Here is a 15335-nt window from a genome sequence, read left to right as displayed (position 1 = left end):
TTTTTTTACATCGTTCCTTTATACGTATCCTGCCAACGAAGCAGCCGTTTCTCCAATACACGGACTAATGAATCTGTAAGTTTTCCTACCACCGCAAAAAGAATAATGCCGACAAAAACAATATCCGTATTGCTAAACTGTCTTGCATCCATCATCATATATCCAATTCCTTCTGTAGAACCCATCAACTCCGCAACAACAAGACCGAGCCAGGCCGCTCCAAGAGAAAGACGAATTCCAGATAAAATAGTAGGAAGAGCAGACGGGATAATGAGCAACGTAATTTTCTCCCATCTACTAAAATGGAGAATACGTGCGACATCAAACAGCTTCGCATCGACTCCTCGTATGCCAAGAAATGTATTCACATACACAGGAAAGAACGCGCCTTTAGCGATCAATAAAATTTTCGATGTCTCTCCAAACCCAAACCATAAGATAAAAAGTGGCGCCACTGCCAAATGAGGAATTGTTCGCAGCATTTGTACCGTAGGGTCGATGACATCCTCCGTTTTGGTAGAAAAACCTACAGCAATGCCTGCAAAGAGCCCGATGCCGGCTCCAAGCAAAAATCCTGTCGCCGCTCGAAAAATACTAACTTTCAAATGGGTAAATAATTCCCCTGAAATAGTTAATTGATAAGCAGCATTCATAATATCTGCCGGCGTTGGCAAGACGGTTTTGGAAACGGTCCCTGTCATCCCAACAAGCTGCCATATGAATATAACGGATAGTGGTAATGCCGCTTGTGTCATCCACTTTTTTATTTTCTTACGACCGAAAGCTGGAATCTTTCTTTCCCACTCTTTTCGCAGAAGCGGCTGCCTGGCAGTGATGGTTGTTTTATTCATGTTTGTTCTCACCTTCCTTCTCTAATTCTTGAAACACCTGTTTAATATATTGGTTATCGACTACTTTGCTTGTATTAATTTTTGTTTTAATGATATGTTGGGCATATTGGAAATCAGCGGTTTTTTGCTGTGCTTGAATAATATCATCCGTAATTGGCTCGTTTAATGATGGGTTGTTGCGTAATGCTCGCAGTACGACATCTTTGTCTAACTTTTTCACTTTCGCATAAATCTCTGCCGCTTCGTTAAAATGATCATTTTGCCAACGCAGAGCTTTCTCATAAATTTTTAAAAATTGGACCGTTAAATCAGGATGTTCTTTGATAAACCCCGTTCGTGCCACGATAAATGATGGTGAATATGCTTGAAGATCTTCTCCATCCGCTACGATACGTGCTTTATTTTTGATCACCTCGTAGGAAATAAACGGCTCCCAAATCGCCCAAGCATCCACTTTATGTGTATCAAACGCTGCTTGCGCTTCATCCGGTTGCAATTGAATCATTTCAACCTCTGACGCTTTCAAGCCAGCGTGCTGGAGGGCTTCATATAAGAAGTTAAATCCACTGCTTCCTTTGGCAACGGCGATTTTTTTCCCTTTTAAATCCTTCAGACTGTTAATTTTACTTCCTTGCGGTACAATGATGGCATCTCCTTTTAATCCTTCTGCTGCTTTACTGATCTCCTTAAATTCAATGTTGGCGGCTTGGGCAGCAATTACCGGAGAGTTTCCAACAACGCCGAAATCAAGATTATTGGATGCCATCGCTTCAAAATGTGGAGGTCCGCTTTGGAACTCAATCCATTTGACGTGGACTCCTTCTTTTTCCAATTCTTTTTCAAACCATCCTTTTTCTTTTGCCAGTAAAAGCGGTCCAAGACTTTGCTGAATGCCGATGCGAATCGTTACGTTTTTTTCTTTTCCTTTCGCTGTTGTACTTGTCATTGATTCCTGTCCGCAGCCAAACATCAACACGATAAACAGGCTTATAAACATAATGAATATATGTTTCCTCATAAGAGGTTCCTCCTCTCTTAAATTCCTAGTCCCTCCAGTAAAGGAGAGTTTTCCGCTGTTTCAAATTCACGCAATATGCGTTGCCTCATTTCTTGGAAAGATGGATGAGCGCGCTGTCGTGGAAATGGCAATGGAACGGAAACAATTTTACGAATTTGTCCTGGCTTTGCTTTCATCACTATTACTTTCGTTCCTAAATAAACCGCTTCATCTAAGTCATGAGTGACAAGAATCATCGTAATTTGTTTATTTTGCCATATATCCAGTAAAACATCTTGCAAATGCTTTCTTGTAAAGGCATCAAGTGCACTAAACGGTTCATCGAGCAATAATATTTTTGGTTCCCGCAGCAATGCTCTCGCAATTGCCACGCGTTGTGCCATTCCCCCTGATAATTCTTTCGGGTAGGCTTTTTCAAAGCCTTTTAGCCGGACAAGCTCTATTAACTCATCCACTTTTTTCCGGACATTTACGTCTTTCAGCGATTGATTGGCTGCAATATTTTCTTCCACGGTTAACCATGGGAATAAACGATGTTCCTGAAAAATAAAGCCTTGCTCTAACCCTGGACCATCAATTTGAACACCATCTATTTCTACCGTACCTTTATAATCGGTATCCAACCCTGCTACAATTTTTAGCAATGTACTTTTTCCACATCCACTTGGGCCAATGATCGTAATGAATTCACCATTTTTTATTTCTAGGTGAACATCTTGAAGCACATGAACTCCTTGTTTTCCTTGGAAAAAACTTTTACTTTTCACATCAATCTGTATACTCACTTCGTCCTCCTCCTTTCTGCGAATGTTAGAAGAAAAATGCTGTAATCACTATTCTCATAAAACCGCCTCCTCTTTGAATCGATCTGAATGAAGAAAAATGATCTTAGTTGTTCTTTATAAAATATATAATTCCTATAGGTTAACTATGTTTATGAACGCAAAAAAACAAAGCGTTGTACCAATAGCAGTTTTTAATTCATAGTTAACCTATAAGATTTATTGATTATAAATATAAACAATTTCGTAAATTCGGTCAATTGTTTTTTTACATTTTTCGTTATCATAAATAAAAAATAAAAAAGAGATTCAAGCAATATATCGCCTGAATCCCCTTGAAGAAAAAGGAATTATACGTGTTTTTCCAGCAATTGAACAAGCGCTTCTTTCGGTTGATAGCCTACCGTTTTGTCAACAAGCTCTCCATTTTTGAAAACGAGCAATGTTGGAATGCTCATTACCCCGAATTTCGAAGCCGTTTCTTGGTTTTCGTCGACATTCACTTTAACGATTTTTACTTTATCGCCCATTTCTTGGTCCAATTCTTCAAGAACCGGTGCGATCATGCGGCAAGGTCCGCACCAAGGCGCCCAGAAATCGACTAAAGTTACGCCGTCTTTCGTTTCTGCCGCAAACGTTTGATCTGTCGCATTCACAATTGCCATTTTGCATTCCTCCTATTTCGCTAGTAATGCTGTAAGCAAAGTATACCATGTAATGAAGTTTGGCGCGAATGTTTTGCTTCGTTTCTAATATTCGCTTTCTGGCAGGAATTATGCCGTCTGACAGACAGCAGAAAACGAGCAAAGGCGGCTTGCCTTGCCCGTTTCTGTCATAATTATGAATGCACTTTTAATTTTTTAAATTCCTCTGTCAGCAACGGAACGACTTCGAACAAGTCTCCGACAATGCCGTAGTCAGCTACTTTGAAAATGTTTGCTTCCGGATCTTTGTTAATCGCTACGATGACTTTTGAGTTGGACATCCCTGCTAAATGCTGGATGGCGCCCGAAATACCGCAGGCGATATAAAGATCTGGCGTGACGACTTTTCCTGTTTGCCCGATTTGCAACGAATAATCGCAATACCCGGCATCGCACGCGCCGCGGGACGCACCGACGGCGCCGCCTAGCACTTCAGCAAGCTCTTGCAGCGGTTTAAATCCTTCCGCGCTTTTCACGCCGCGGCCGCCGGCAACGATAACTTTTGCTTCGGTTAAATCGACGCCTTCGGCTGTTTTACGGACGATTTCTTTCACGATTGCGCGCAAATCCTTAATGTCAACGGAAACCGCTTTTACTTCTCCAGAACGGGATTCATCGCGCTCTAGCGGCTGAATGTTGTTTGGACGTACCGTCACAAAAATAATGCCGTCTGTAACGATTTTCTTTTCAAACGCCTTTCCGGAATAAATCGGACGCGTAAAGATAAGGTTTCCGCCTGCCTCTTCAACCACAACCACATCGGAAACTAGTCCGGAGTTAAGTTTAATCGCCAATTTCGGCGACAAATCTTTTCCTAAAGCGGTGTGGCCGAATACGATTCCTTCTGGTTTTTCTTCGTCAATCACTGCTTTCAGCGCTTGAGAATAGCCGTCAGATGTATAATTTTTTAAGTTCGGATGCTCTACAACAACCACACGGTCGGCGCCGTAGAAGAATAACTCATTGGCATACGATTGAACGCTTTCACCAACAAGGACGGAAACGACCTCCCCGCCCTGGGCGATCGTTTTTGCCGCCGCAATTGCCTCAAACGATACGTTTCTTAATGATCCGTCACGAACTTCTGCTAATGTAAGTACTTTGCGTGCCATTTTTCAGTCCCCCTACTTTATTGATAAAATCAAACTACTTTTGCTTCAGAACGTAACAGCCGGACAAGTTCTTTCACTTGATCTGCAATTTCGCCTTCGAGAATTTTTCCAGCTTCCCGTTTCGGCGGCAAGAATACTTCGATCGTTTTTGTTTTTGCTTCGACATCTTCTTCCTCCAGATCTAAGTCATCCAATTCCAATTCTTCAAGCGGTTTCTTTTTCGCTTTCATAATGCCTGGAAGCGACGGATAGCGCGGCTCGTTTAATCCTTGCTGTGCAGTAACCAGCAATGGCAGCGACGTTTCGATAATTTCTTCGTCGCCTTCCACATCGCGAATGACGGTTACTTTATTGCCGTCAATATCTAATTTCGTAATCGTTGTGACATACGGAATGCCAAGCAACTCGGCAACACGCGGACCAACTTGCCCCGAACCGCCGTCAATGGCCACATTTCCGGCCAAGATCAAATCCGGGTTTTTATCTTTTAAATATTCGGCAAGCACTTTCGCCGTCGTGTATTGGTCTTGCTCTTCAACATCGTCTTCAATATTAATAAGCACCGCCTTATCGCAGCCCATCGCTAACGCCGTGCGCAATTCTTTTTCCGCATCCTCATTACCTACCGTCACAACCGTTACTTCACCGCCATGTTTGTCGCGTACTTGGATCGCTTCTTCGATAGCATATTCATCGTACGGATTAATAATAAATTCTGCTCCTTCTTCGCTTACTTTGCCATCCACAATCGTAATTTTCTCTTCTGTGTCAAATGTGCGTTTCATTAAGACGAAAATATTCATGTGAGCCCCTCCTCATTTTGATCAAACATTACTTCAGTTTCAAAGATTCTGTCAATTAAAAACATTATTTGCCACGAAAGACTGGCGGGCGCTTTTCAATAAACGCTTGCACGCCTTCTTTCGCATCTTCTGTTGTAAACACGCTTCCAAACAGCATTGCTTCCTCATGCACCGCTTCCCGGAACGGTTTTTCTTTAAAAGAATTTAAAAGCTGCAAGGTAGCGCGAATCGAAATTGGGCTTTTTTGCGCAATTTTTTGCGCCAGTTTCTTTGCTTCCTCCAGCAATTGCTCTTCCGGAACCGCCTTGTTTGCCAAGCCCCACTGCACCGCTTCTGTTCCGGTAATCGGCTCGCTCGTCCACATCATCTCGGCCGCTTTGCCAAAACCGACGTAGCGAGGAAGCCGCTGCGTTCCGGCAAAGCCAGGTATAATGCCAAGCTGCAGCTCTGGCAGGCCGAGTTTGGCGTTTTCAGAAACAATGCGGATATGGCAGCTCATCGCCAGCTCCAATCCGCCGCCTAGCGCTGCGCCATGGATGGCAGCAATCACTGGTTTTGGAAAACGCTCGATACGTTCCAGCACTTGCTGGCCATTTTGCGACAGCGCTGTCGCTTCATCGCTGGATTTTACAGAAGTAAACTCTTTAATATCGGCACCTGCCGAGAAAAATCTTCCCTCGCCGTGAAGAAGCACAACACGGACTTGATCATCCGCTTCCAGCTCATCAAGCACGGATGAAAGCTCTTTCAATACAGCGGATGAAAGAGCGTTTGCCGGAGGACGAGAAAAGGTGACGTCCGCGACAAACTCCTCTTTATGGATGTGAAAATATTCCATCTATCCTCTCCCCCTTCCAACAGATTGCGTTTTAGCGAGAAACTGCGCATCCTTTCGTTAACAATTCATAGACAGGTTTGGCCAAAGCGACGAGATCATATTTTTGCTCGTTCATTACCCATGTCGTTATCGTCTCGTCAATCGTTCCAAAAATCATTTGTCTCGTTAGTCGGATATCTAAATCGGGACGAAATTCTCCCTTTTCAATCCCTTCTTTTACAATCCCATCAATAATTCGTAAATATCCTTTCAACACCTCATTAATTCGGTGCCGCAGTTCTTTATTCGATTGACGCAATTCTAATTGAGTAACGACGGCTAAATGATGATCCGCGGCCAGTGATTCAAAATGTTTTTCCACTAATACGTATAATTTCTCTAAAGGACTCGAAATTCCTGCTATTTCTTGTTCGATTTTCTCAATAAAAGAGCCCATCTTTTCTTGAAACAGCGATATGAGAATATCTTCTTTATTTTTAAAATAGAGATAGATCGTGCCGTCCGCGACCCCTGCTTGTTTCGCGATTTTTGATACTTGCGCCTGATGGTAGCCATGTTCGGCAATGACGACTACCGCAGCATCGATAATTTGTTTAAATTTCGGTTTATCCCTCCGCAATACTCATTCTCCTTTACGAAAACATGAATGATTATTCATTCATGTTTTCATTTTACGAACTGTTTATTTATTTTGTCAAGCCTAAGTTGGACAAAAAGAAGTCATTCTTTTTTTCCTTCTTCTCCGAGCAAGGCGCGGCGCAAAATTTTCCCTACCGCTGTTTTGGGAAGCTCTGTGCGGAATTCGTAAATTCTCGGTACTTTGTATGCCGCCAAACGGCTTCGCATAAATTGATCCAATTCTTCTGCCGTACACTGCTGCCCTTGTTTTAAAACAACGAATGCTTTTACCGTTTCCCCCCGGTATTCATCTGGAACGCCAACGACTACCACTTCCTGCACTTTCGGGTGCTGATATAATACCTCTTCTACCTCCCGCGGATAAATATTGTATCCGCTCGCAATAATCATATCTTTTTTCCGATCAACGATGTAAAAATAGCCACGTTCGTCCATATAACCGACATCTCCCGTATACAGCCAGCCATCGCGCAACACGTTTTCCGTTTCATGCGGCTGATTCCAGTAGCCTTTCATCACTTGCGGACCGCGGACAACAAGCTCGCCAATTTCATTGGCTTTCGCTTCTTCCCCTGTTTCTAAAGAAATAATTTTTGCTTCCGTATCCGGCCATGGCACGCCGATGCTTCCTTTTACCCGCTCTCCGTCCCAGACGAAATTGCTGTGAGTGACAGGGGAAGCTTCCGTCAATCCGTATCCTTCAATCAGTTTGCCACTCGTCACTTTTTCGAACTTCTCTTGCACTTCGACTGGCAGCGGCGCTGATCCACTAATACATACTTTAATGGACGACAAGTCATAACGCGCCAAATCCGGATGATTGAGCAGCGCAATATACATGGTCGGCGCTCCCGGAAACATTGTCGGCCTTAATTTCTCAATCGTTTTTAATGTCGCTTCCACGTCAAACTTGGGCAAAAGAATCATTTTATACGCTTGCACAATCGCCAAATTCATCACGGTTGTCATGCCGTATACATGGAAAAACGGCAAAATGCCTAAAATCGATTCTGTTCCTTTATCACAGCGGTACATCCAATGGGCGCACATTAACGTATTAGCGATTAAATTTCGGTGCGTCAGCATCGCTGCTTTCGGCACGCCTGTCGTTCCACCGGTATATTGCAGCAAGGCGATATCTTCCGCTGAGTTTATTTCCACGCTGGGCTCTGTTGCGTTCGGTTGGGCCATAATTTTCGAAAACAAATGCTGGTCGCTCCGCTCTTCCACTTTGACCATCACAGGTTGCTGCTTCCGCTGCATGAGAGGATACAGCCATTTTTTCATTGTTGGCAAATAATCTTTCATACTTGTAATAATGAGATGTTTCACGTTTGTCTTCGCTTTCGCTTTGGCCGCTTTCGGATAAAGCATGTCAAGCGTAATTAGTATCGTCGCACCGCTGTCGTTCAGCTGATATTCCAATTCATGCTCCGTATAAAGCGGATTCGTCTGCACGACAATGCCGCCTGCGAACAGCACACCATAATAGCTGATGACCGCCTGCGGGCAGTTTGGCAGCATAATCGACACGCGGTCGCCTTTTTGCAAGCCGATTTGTTTCAAATAATTCGCTAATGTAAGCGCCTGTTCATATACTTCACGGAACGTAAGCGTTTTCCCAAGAAAATAAATCGCTTCATGTCCGCCAAACTGTGCGGCCGTTTCCCGCAAGTAATCGGGCAACGTTTTATCGGGATAGTTAAGGTGATGCGGAATTTCTCGTGGATAATGAGCAAGCCATGGCTTTTCCATCGTACTCCCCCATATTCAAAAATTTCAAATTCGTTTATTTTTATTTTATTATATTTTTTTGAATTTTACATCCAAAAAAAGATCCCAAAAGTTACCTTTTGGGATCCTTTCCTATAAAAATAAATAAAGAAGACCGATCAATACAAAAAAGGCACATAAAATAAACAATATTTTGGACAATGTTTCCATCGTTTTATTTTTCCACGCTAAATATACGATGCCGCCAATGAGGAAAATTCCGGCAAAAATAAGCAATGTTCTCGCCAATGTCTCCATGCTTCTTTATCTCCCTTTAGTGAATTCCTTCGCCAATGACAAAAGACAAACCAATGGAAATAACCATGGAAATCAAGCCGACAGCCCGATTGTCTTTGGCAATTTCTTCGTCGATGTTAAACTTCGGGGTAAGAAATTCGTAAATGAAATACGCGATCAGCAGCAACAAAAAGCCATATACGCCCCAGCCGATCGTCGCCAGCAATGAATCATGATGGCGAAGGGCATAACGAAAAATATTGGTAATACCCAAAATTTTCCCGCCGGTCGCCATCGCTACTGCAACATTTCCTTTTCGAATCTCTTCCCAATTTTTATATTTCGTCACTAATTCAAACACCGCCAAAAAGATGACCATGCATAAAACGGCTACGCTGAAATTGGCGGCAATTTTTACAATTTCATTTTCCCAAAACGTCTTCATCCCGCTCTCTCCCCGTCATTTCAATTCGACAACCGTTACCCCTGTTCCTCCTTCACTGGCTTCGCCAAAATGGAAGCTTTTCACGGCGCGATGCTTTTTCAAAAACTCCTGCACTCCTTTGCGAAGCGCACCCGTCCCTTTTCCGTGAATAATGGAAACGCGCGGGTACCCAGCCAATAGCGCATCATCGATATATTTTTCCAAACGGACAAGCGCATCTTCGTACCGTTCGCCGCGCAAGTCCAATTCCAAGCCGACGTGATAGTCTTTTCCTTTGACGGTCGCGATCGGCTTTGTCTCTGTTTTCGGAGCGCTGCCGATATATTCCAAGTCTCGTTCATGAATTTTCATTTTCAAAATGCCAAGCTGGACTTGCCATTCCTCATCCGATACTTTTTCGACAAGATAGCCTTTTTGATTTAAGCTTGTCACTTTCACCTCGTCGCCCGGCTGGAAGACATGACGCTTCTCTTTTTTGCGTTCCTTTTTCTTCTTCGCCAAAGTCGGCATCGCTTCGGCAAGGCGCTTTTTCGCCTCAATCAGCTCATGTTCTTTTATTTCCGCTTGTTTTTCTTTTTGCATGCGACGGAGCTCCTGAATAATCCGCTCCGCTTCTTGCTGCGAGGAGCGGATGATATCGGCTGCTTTCCGTTTTGCCTCATCGATGATCTCATCCTGCTTTTCTTCAAGCGCTTCCCATTTTTGTCTCCATTCGTCGCGCAGTTTTTCCGCTTCCATCCGTGCTTCTTTTGCCTGCTTTTCTTCCTCTTCTGCTTGCTTTTTGCTTTGTTCTAGCGAGGCGATCATGTTTTCCACTTTATTACTTTCGGTGCTAATATGCGATTTTGCCCGCTCAATAATGCGCTCGTCAAGGCCAAGCCGCCTCGAAATTTCAAAAGCATTGCTCCGACCTGGGACACCAATCAATAATTTATACGTCGGACGAAGCGTTTCGGTGTCAAATTCAACACTGGCATTAATGACGCCATCCCGATTGTATCCGTACGCTTTTAATTCCGGATAGTGGGTGGTGGCTACTGTCCGCGCTCCGCGTCCATGCACCTCATCTAAAATAGCGATTGCAAGCGCAGCTCCTTCTTGCGGATCAGTTCCTGCTCCTAGCTCGTCAAATAAAACAAGGCTTTTTTCGTCAACGCGGCGCAAAATATCAACAATATTGACCATATGCGAGGAAAACGTGCTTAAGCTTTGTTCAATCGACTGTTCATCGCCGATATCGGCATAAACCGCGCGAAATACAGCCAGCTCCGAGCCATCGAGGGCCGGGACAAATAAGCCGGCCTGCGCCATTAATGTCAATAGTCCAATCGTTTTTAAGGTAACGGTCTTCCCACCGGTGTTCGGACCGGTGATGACGATGGTTTTATATTCTTTGCCGAGTTCAATATCATTAGGAACGACAACGCCCTGATCAATGAGCGGGTGGCGCGCCTGCAGCATGCGAATATAGCCACGGTCGTTCATCGCCGGCTTTGTCGCTTTCAGCTGGTTGGCGTATTTGGCTTTAGCAAAAATAAAATCAAGCTGTGCCAATATATGAACCGTTTCTAGCAATGCTTCTGCGTGATTAGCGACTACCTTTGTCAGTTCGATTAAAATCCGCTCGATTTCCTGTTTTTCTTTCACCCGCGCTTCTCGCAGCTGGTTGTTTAGTTCCACTACCGCTTGCGGCTCGATAAACAACGTCGCTCCGGAAGCCGATTGATCGTGGACGATGCCGCCGTAAGCACCGCGGTACTCCTGTTTCACCGGAATGACGTAGCGTTCGTTGCGGATCGTAATAATCGCATCAGACAGCATTTTTTGCGCCGATGGCGAGCGGATGATGCTTTCTAGCTTTTCCCTAATGCGTGCCTCTGTCATGCGCAGCTGCTGGCGGAGCGAGCGCAATCGTTCGCTCGCGTGATCAAGCACTTCTCCATGATCATCGATGCATCGTTCAATCTCCTGCTCCACTTCTGGAAGCAAAGCAAGGCTTTGTGCATAGCCAGCCAAATGCGGGAAGTTTCCATGTTCCTCTTGCAGCGATTCTATAAACTGCTTTAACTGCCGGCTGGCAGAAACGGTGCTGGCAATGTCCAGCAGCTCCTGCGGGCTAAGCGTGCCGCCGATTTTCGCCCTCTTCAGACTTGCGCGAATATCGAAAATACCGCCAAGCGGCACATGTCCGCGTAAACGAAGCACCGCCGCCGCTTCATCCGTTTCCTCAAGCCAATCCACTACTTCGGCAAAGTCAGAAGACGGAAGCAATGTTTCAATTTTTTCTTTTCCTAACGACGATGCCGCATGCTTTAACAATTGTTCTTTTACTTTATCAAATTCCAATACGTGAAGAACTTTTGTCTGCACTGATGCAAAACCTCCATGCCCATTTTATTTAGTGGAACGTTTTCGCCGTAAAAAATGTCGTAATTCCTCCAGCGTCCATGTGTTGATGACCGTATTTTTGCGAATCCAGCCTTTGCGCGCCGCCACCACTCCAATTTCCATATCCTCAAGCATGTCCAAATGATGGGCGTCGGTATTAATGGCAATTTTCACACCGGCATCTTGCGCTTTTTTCAAATAAACATACGATAAATCAAGGCGGTTCGGATTCGCGTTTAATTCCAACACGGTATCCGTCTCCCGTGCCAACTCTATGAGCATATCGATGTCGACGTCATATCCGTCCCGTCTGCCGATCAGCCGTCCTGTCGGATGGGCGATGACATCAACATAGCGATTGCGAAGCGCAGCCGTAAGCCGCTTCATAATGACATCGCGCGGCTGCGAGAAGCTCGAGTGAATCGCAGCAATGACAAAGTCCAATTCCGCCAACACCTCATCATCGTAATCGAGCGTCCCGTCCGGCAAAATATCCATTTCCACGCCAGCCAAAATCGTAAAATCATCGTATTTCGCGTTTAATCGTTCAATTTCTTCGCGCTGCCGCTTTAATCGTTCGACTGTCAGCCCGTTGGCAACCTTTAAATATTGAGAATGGTCAGTAATCGCCATATAGCGGTATCCTCGCTTCCGACATGCCTCCGCCATCTCTTCAATCGAACACGCCCCGTCGCTCCAAGCCGAATGCATATGCAAATCCCCCTGGATATGGGAAAGATGAAGAAGCGGATAATCGTCGCGGTAACGGTCGACTTCTGTGCCGTCTTCCCTTAACTCCGGCGGAATAAACGGCAATTGAAAATAAGCAAAAAACGCTTGTTCACTCGGAAACGTTTTTATTTCTCCCGTTTTTCCATTTTCTACGCCATATTCGCTAATTTTTTCCCCTCGTTCTTTCGCCAGCTGCCGCATGCGGACATTATGCTCTTTCGACCCTGTAAAATGATGAAGCGTTGTGGCAAATTGTTCTTCTGTCACTAACCGAAAATCAACGGCAATGTCGTACTCATAAGAAAGTTGCAATGATACTTTCGTATCCCCGCTGGCGATCACATTGGAAATGTGATTTAGCTGTAGCAGCTGTTCCCGCACCAGCTGCGGGTCATTCGTGGCAATAATGAAATCCAGATCTTTTACTGTCTCTTTCATGCGCCGCAAACTACCGGCACGCGAAAAACGGATGATTCCTTTCATCGTCCTCAACTGCTCTTCAATTTCCGTGGCAATCGGTAGCACCGCTGCCAGCGGCAGCCGCTCCGGACGGGCTCCGCTTTCTTCGATCGCCGCTAATAGTTTTTCTTCTGTTTTTTTTCCAAAGCCCGGCAGTTTCTGCACTTTCTGAGCGAGGCAAGCTTCTTTTAAGGTGGCCATATCGACAACCCCTAGCTCCTGGTACAATTTGGCGATTTTCTTTCCGCCAAGCCCGGGAAGCCGAAGCAACGTAAGCAAGGTTTCAGGAATTTCCTCCTTTAATTGTTCAAGAACCCTCGATGTACCCGTTTCCAAAAATTCGTTGATGACGCTTGATGTCCCCTTTCCGATTCCCGGGATGGCGGTGAAATCGTCTATTTCCGCAATGCTTCGTTCATCGGTTTCCAATGCGCTTGCCGCCTTGCGAAACGCTGCAATTTTAAACGGATTTTCCCCTTTTATTTCCATATATAGCGCAATCGTCTCCAACAGACGAATGACATCTTTTTTGTTTCCTTTCATTTTATCCTCCACCTATCTGTACCATCCGCTACGAAACATAATACAAGTTTTTACGAAAAAGTACAAAAAAACTTCCCTATGAGTCATAGAGAAGTGATTACACCATGTAGCGCATCCACATTTGTTTCAACATTTCCGATAAAAATGGGGTATGCTTGACAATGGCAGTAGCAAGAAAAGAACCTTGAAGCTTTGCCTGCCAGCTTTGAATGGGAACTAGTGCACCAATGTATAGGATAAGAAACACAATTAAATATACTTCGACAAATCCTAACGCTCCGCCAGCCCAGCGGTTGATGCTACGAAGGAGCGGCAATTGCGCCACGAAATCCAGCATTGAACCAATAATTTGCATCACAATTTTCGTAGCGAAGAATAAAATCGCAAACGCGATCGCCCGATAATATGCGTCATCCAAATGCGTGCTTTCAAACAACAGTTTGACCGTTTCCGGATCGCCAAACGTCGGATACGGAATCCACAGACGCAGCGGCGGCACTAATTTTTCATAATAAAGATAAGCGACAACAAAAGCGATGATAAAGCCGGTCATATGAATAAATTGGAGAATAAAGCCTCGCTTTAGCCCGATCATAAACCCCATTAAAAGGATAAAAAGTAAAAGAAGATCGACCATTCCGTTACTCATCCTTTTCCTTATGTAGTTTTTGTAAAAGCCGATCATATTCTTCTTTTAATTTTATATAATCATGAACGATATTAATTGCTGTTAGTACCGCTAGTTTATTAATATCCAATGTCGGATTTTTCTCGCTAATCTCCCGCATTTTGTCGTCGACAATCGATGCGACTAATCGGATATGGCTTGAGCTTTCTGTGCCGACGATCGTATATTGCTGCCCGTATATATCGACTGTCACCCGCGTTTTTTGTTGCTCCGCCAAATGATTTCCCCCATTCTGCAAAATCCTATTGTTTATCATACCATGAATGCTGATATAATGAAAAGATACGACTATGATATGCAAAAGAAAAAACAATTGCAATTAGGAGTGAATGGCCATGGCAAATCACGTCATCACGGCAACAGCAGCGATGCTGGAAAAGATGCGGAATCATTACGCTTCCGATATAACGGGGCATCTTCCTGCAGGTGCTTTGTTCGTTGCCAAACGATCAGGCTGCACAATTACCGCTTACCGTTCGGGAAAAGTGCTGTTTCAAGGAAAAGAGGCAGAACAGGAAGCAGCGAAATGGATGAAACAATCGGGTCAAAAAGAAACGGCGGCTTTCCAACCTCGTTTGGCTGCTGCATCAGCAGTCGGCTCTGATGAAGTCGGAACCGGAGATTATTTTGGGCCAGTTGTCGTTGCCGCCGCATATGTCGCCAAAGACCAAATGGATGTGATCACAGCAACGGGAGTAAAAGATTCGAAACTATTAACCGATGAAGCTATCCGCCGGCTTGCCCCATCGCTTATGAGCATGATCCCGCACCAAACGGTGATACTGTCCAATCCAATGTATAATGACTGGCAACGAAGCGGAATGCCTCAAACGAAAATAAAAGCGTTATTACATAATGAAGCAATTAGAAAGCTCGTGGAACAACTTTCGCCGCTTGAGCCAGAAGCGATCATTATTGACCAATTTATTGAGCGTAACTTATATTTTCGCTACCTCGAAAGCGAAACAAATGTCGTCCGCGATCGTGTGTATTGCTACCCGAAGGCAGAAACGATTCATATTGCAGTGGCCGCTGCTTCGACGATCGCCCGCTACGTATTTTTGCAGGAAATAGAGCGGCTAAGCAAGCAAGTCGGCATGACATTGCCAAAAGGGGCAGGAGCACAAGTCGATCAAGCTGCTGCAAAGCTTATCCAAATGTACGGGCCTGCCATTCTCGAAACGTGCGCAAAGCTTCATTTCGCTAATACGGAAAAAGCAGTGCGGCTTGCTAAACAGTAAACATAAAAAGAGGATGGCTCGAAAAGACCGTTGTTAACGACCTTTTGAGTCAGCCTCTCTTCGTTCATACATAGACGAGTCA

The 15335-nt window shown here is 44.6% G+C and carries 16 protein-coding genes; 1 reads left to right on the top strand and 15 read right to left on the bottom strand.

Annotated elements, in window-relative coordinates:
• Positions 1-5: 5 nt before the first annotated feature.
• The 15 genes from HT574_RS11695 to zapA all read right to left on the bottom strand — a co-directional run bounded on the left by HT574_RS11695 (position 6) and on the right by zapA (position 14229).
• Positions 6-851 carry an ABC transporter permease gene (locus HT574_RS11695; RefSeq protein ID WP_175244737.1) on the bottom strand — a complete coding sequence of 282 codons (846 nt, stop codon included), beginning with the start codon at positions 849-851 and terminating at the stop codon, positions 6-8.
• Complete coding sequence (locus HT574_RS11690; RefSeq protein WP_175244736.1) at positions 844-1869, bottom strand: aliphatic sulfonate ABC transporter substrate-binding protein; 1026 nt, start codon at positions 1867-1869, stop codon at positions 844-846. The genes HT574_RS11695 and HT574_RS11690 overlap by 8 nt, the downstream gene beginning before the upstream one ends.
• A 17-nt stretch (positions 1870-1886) precedes the next feature.
• Positions 1887-2654: an ABC transporter ATP-binding protein gene (locus tag HT574_RS11685; RefSeq protein WP_175244735.1), complete on the bottom strand. Its 768-nt coding sequence runs from the start codon at positions 2652-2654 to the stop codon at positions 1887-1889.
• A 347-nt stretch (positions 2655-3001) separates the two neighbouring features.
• Positions 3002-3316 (bottom strand): thioredoxin, encoded by a 315-nt coding sequence (gene trxA, locus HT574_RS11680; protein ID WP_017435443.1) that lies wholly within the window; start codon positions 3314-3316, stop codon positions 3002-3004.
• A 173-nt stretch (positions 3317-3489) separates the two neighbouring features.
• Positions 3490-4467, bottom strand: coding sequence for an electron transfer flavoprotein subunit alpha/FixB family protein (locus HT574_RS11675; RefSeq protein ID WP_175244734.1), 978 nt, complete (start codon positions 4465-4467; stop codon positions 3490-3492).
• A gap of 29 nt (positions 4468-4496) precedes the next feature.
• On the bottom strand, positions 4497-5270 hold the full coding sequence (locus HT574_RS11670; RefSeq protein WP_017435441.1) for an electron transfer flavoprotein subunit beta/FixA family protein: 774 nt from the start codon (positions 5268-5270) through the stop codon (positions 4497-4499).
• A gap of 64 nt (positions 5271-5334) precedes the next feature.
• Entirely contained in the window at positions 5335-6108 is a 774-nt protein-coding gene (locus HT574_RS11665) for an enoyl-CoA hydratase (RefSeq protein ID WP_042406564.1), read from the bottom strand.
• A 31-nt stretch (positions 6109-6139) separates the two neighbouring features.
• The gene (locus HT574_RS11660; protein WP_017435439.1) at positions 6140-6727 is read right to left on the bottom strand and encodes a fatty acid metabolism transcriptional regulator FadR; all 588 of its coding nucleotides are present in this window, start codon (positions 6725-6727) and stop codon (positions 6140-6142) included.
• Between the two features lie 101 nt (positions 6728-6828).
• Entirely contained in the window at positions 6829-8502 is a 1674-nt protein-coding gene (locus HT574_RS11655) for a long-chain-fatty-acid--CoA ligase (protein WP_175244733.1), read from the bottom strand.
• A 111-nt stretch (positions 8503-8613) separates the two neighbouring features.
• The gene (locus HT574_RS11650; protein ID WP_017435436.1) at positions 8614-8778 is read right to left on the bottom strand and encodes a hypothetical protein; all 165 of its coding nucleotides are present in this window, start codon (positions 8776-8778) and stop codon (positions 8614-8616) included.
• A gap of 16 nt (positions 8779-8794) precedes the next feature.
• Positions 8795-9202, bottom strand: coding sequence for a DUF350 domain-containing protein (locus tag HT574_RS11645; RefSeq protein ID WP_175244732.1), 408 nt, complete (start codon positions 9200-9202; stop codon positions 8795-8797).
• A 15-nt stretch (positions 9203-9217) separates the two neighbouring features.
• Positions 9218-11572, bottom strand: coding sequence for an endonuclease MutS2 (locus HT574_RS11640; RefSeq protein ID WP_175244731.1), 2355 nt, complete (start codon positions 11570-11572; stop codon positions 9218-9220).
• Between the two features lie 24 nt (positions 11573-11596).
• Positions 11597-13324, bottom strand: coding sequence for a DNA polymerase/3'-5' exonuclease PolX (gene polX, locus HT574_RS11635; RefSeq protein WP_175244730.1), 1728 nt, complete (start codon positions 13322-13324; stop codon positions 11597-11599).
• A 97-nt stretch (positions 13325-13421) separates the two neighbouring features.
• The gene (locus HT574_RS11630) at positions 13422-13961 is read right to left on the bottom strand and encodes a CvpA family protein (protein ID WP_017435432.1); all 540 of its coding nucleotides are present in this window, start codon (positions 13959-13961) and stop codon (positions 13422-13424) included.
• A 4-nt stretch (positions 13962-13965) separates the two neighbouring features.
• On the bottom strand, positions 13966-14229 hold the full coding sequence (gene zapA / locus HT574_RS11625; RefSeq protein ID WP_017435431.1) for a cell division protein ZapA: 264 nt from the start codon (positions 14227-14229) through the stop codon (positions 13966-13968).
• A gap of 118 nt (positions 14230-14347) precedes the next feature.
• Between zapA and rnhC the strand changes: the two genes are divergently transcribed.
• Positions 14348-15253 (top strand): ribonuclease HIII, encoded by a 906-nt coding sequence (rnhC, locus tag HT574_RS11620; protein ID WP_175244729.1) that lies wholly within the window; start codon positions 14348-14350, stop codon positions 15251-15253.
• Positions 15254-15335: the final 82 nt, after the last annotated feature.

The sequence above is a fragment of the Parageobacillus sp. VR-IP genome (assembly GCF_013357975.1).
Taxonomy (GTDB): Bacteria; Bacillota; Bacilli; order Bacillales; family Anoxybacillaceae; genus Saccharococcus; species Saccharococcus caldoxylosilyticus.
This window is presented reverse-complemented; position numbering and strand designations above follow the sequence as displayed.

Excerpts from the sequence above, each read along its gene's own strand:
- HT574_RS11675 (WP_175244734.1), bottom strand. The coding sequence starts at position 4,467 with ATGGCACGCAAAGTACTTACATTAGCAGAAGTTCGTGACGGATCATTA.
- HT574_RS11655 (WP_175244733.1), bottom strand. The coding sequence starts at position 8,502 with ATGGAAAAGCCATGGCTTGCTCATTATCCACGAGAAATTCCGCATCAC.
- HT574_RS11645 (WP_175244732.1), bottom strand. The coding sequence starts at position 9,202 with ATGAAGACGTTTTGGGAAAATGAAATTGTAAAAATTGCCGCCAATTTC.
- rnhC (WP_175244729.1), top strand. The coding sequence starts at position 14,348 with ATGGCAAATCACGTCATCACGGCAACAGCAGCGATGCTGGAAAAGATG.
- HT574_RS11650 (WP_017435436.1), bottom strand. The coding sequence starts at position 8,778 with ATGGAGACATTGGCGAGAACATTGCTTATTTTTGCCGGAATTTTCCTC.
- polX (WP_175244730.1), bottom strand. The coding sequence starts at position 13,324 with ATGAAAGGAAACAAAAAAGATGTCATTCGTCTGTTGGAGACGATTGCG.
- HT574_RS11690 (WP_175244736.1), bottom strand. The coding sequence starts at position 1,869 with ATGAGGAAACATATATTCATTATGTTTATAAGCCTGTTTATCGTGTTG.
- HT574_RS11695 (WP_175244737.1), bottom strand. The coding sequence starts at position 851 with ATGAATAAAACAACCATCACTGCCAGGCAGCCGCTTCTGCGAAAAGAG.
- HT574_RS11630 (WP_017435432.1), bottom strand. The coding sequence starts at position 13,961 with ATGGTCGATCTTCTTTTACTTTTTATCCTTTTAATGGGGTTTATGATC.
- HT574_RS11670 (WP_017435441.1), bottom strand. The coding sequence starts at position 5,270 with ATGAATATTTTCGTCTTAATGAAACGCACATTTGACACAGAAGAGAAA.
- HT574_RS11665 (WP_042406564.1), bottom strand. The coding sequence starts at position 6,108 with ATGGAATATTTTCACATCCATAAAGAGGAGTTTGTCGCGGACGTCACC.
- trxA (WP_017435443.1), bottom strand. The coding sequence starts at position 3,316 with ATGGCAATTGTGAATGCGACAGATCAAACGTTTGCGGCAGAAACGAAA.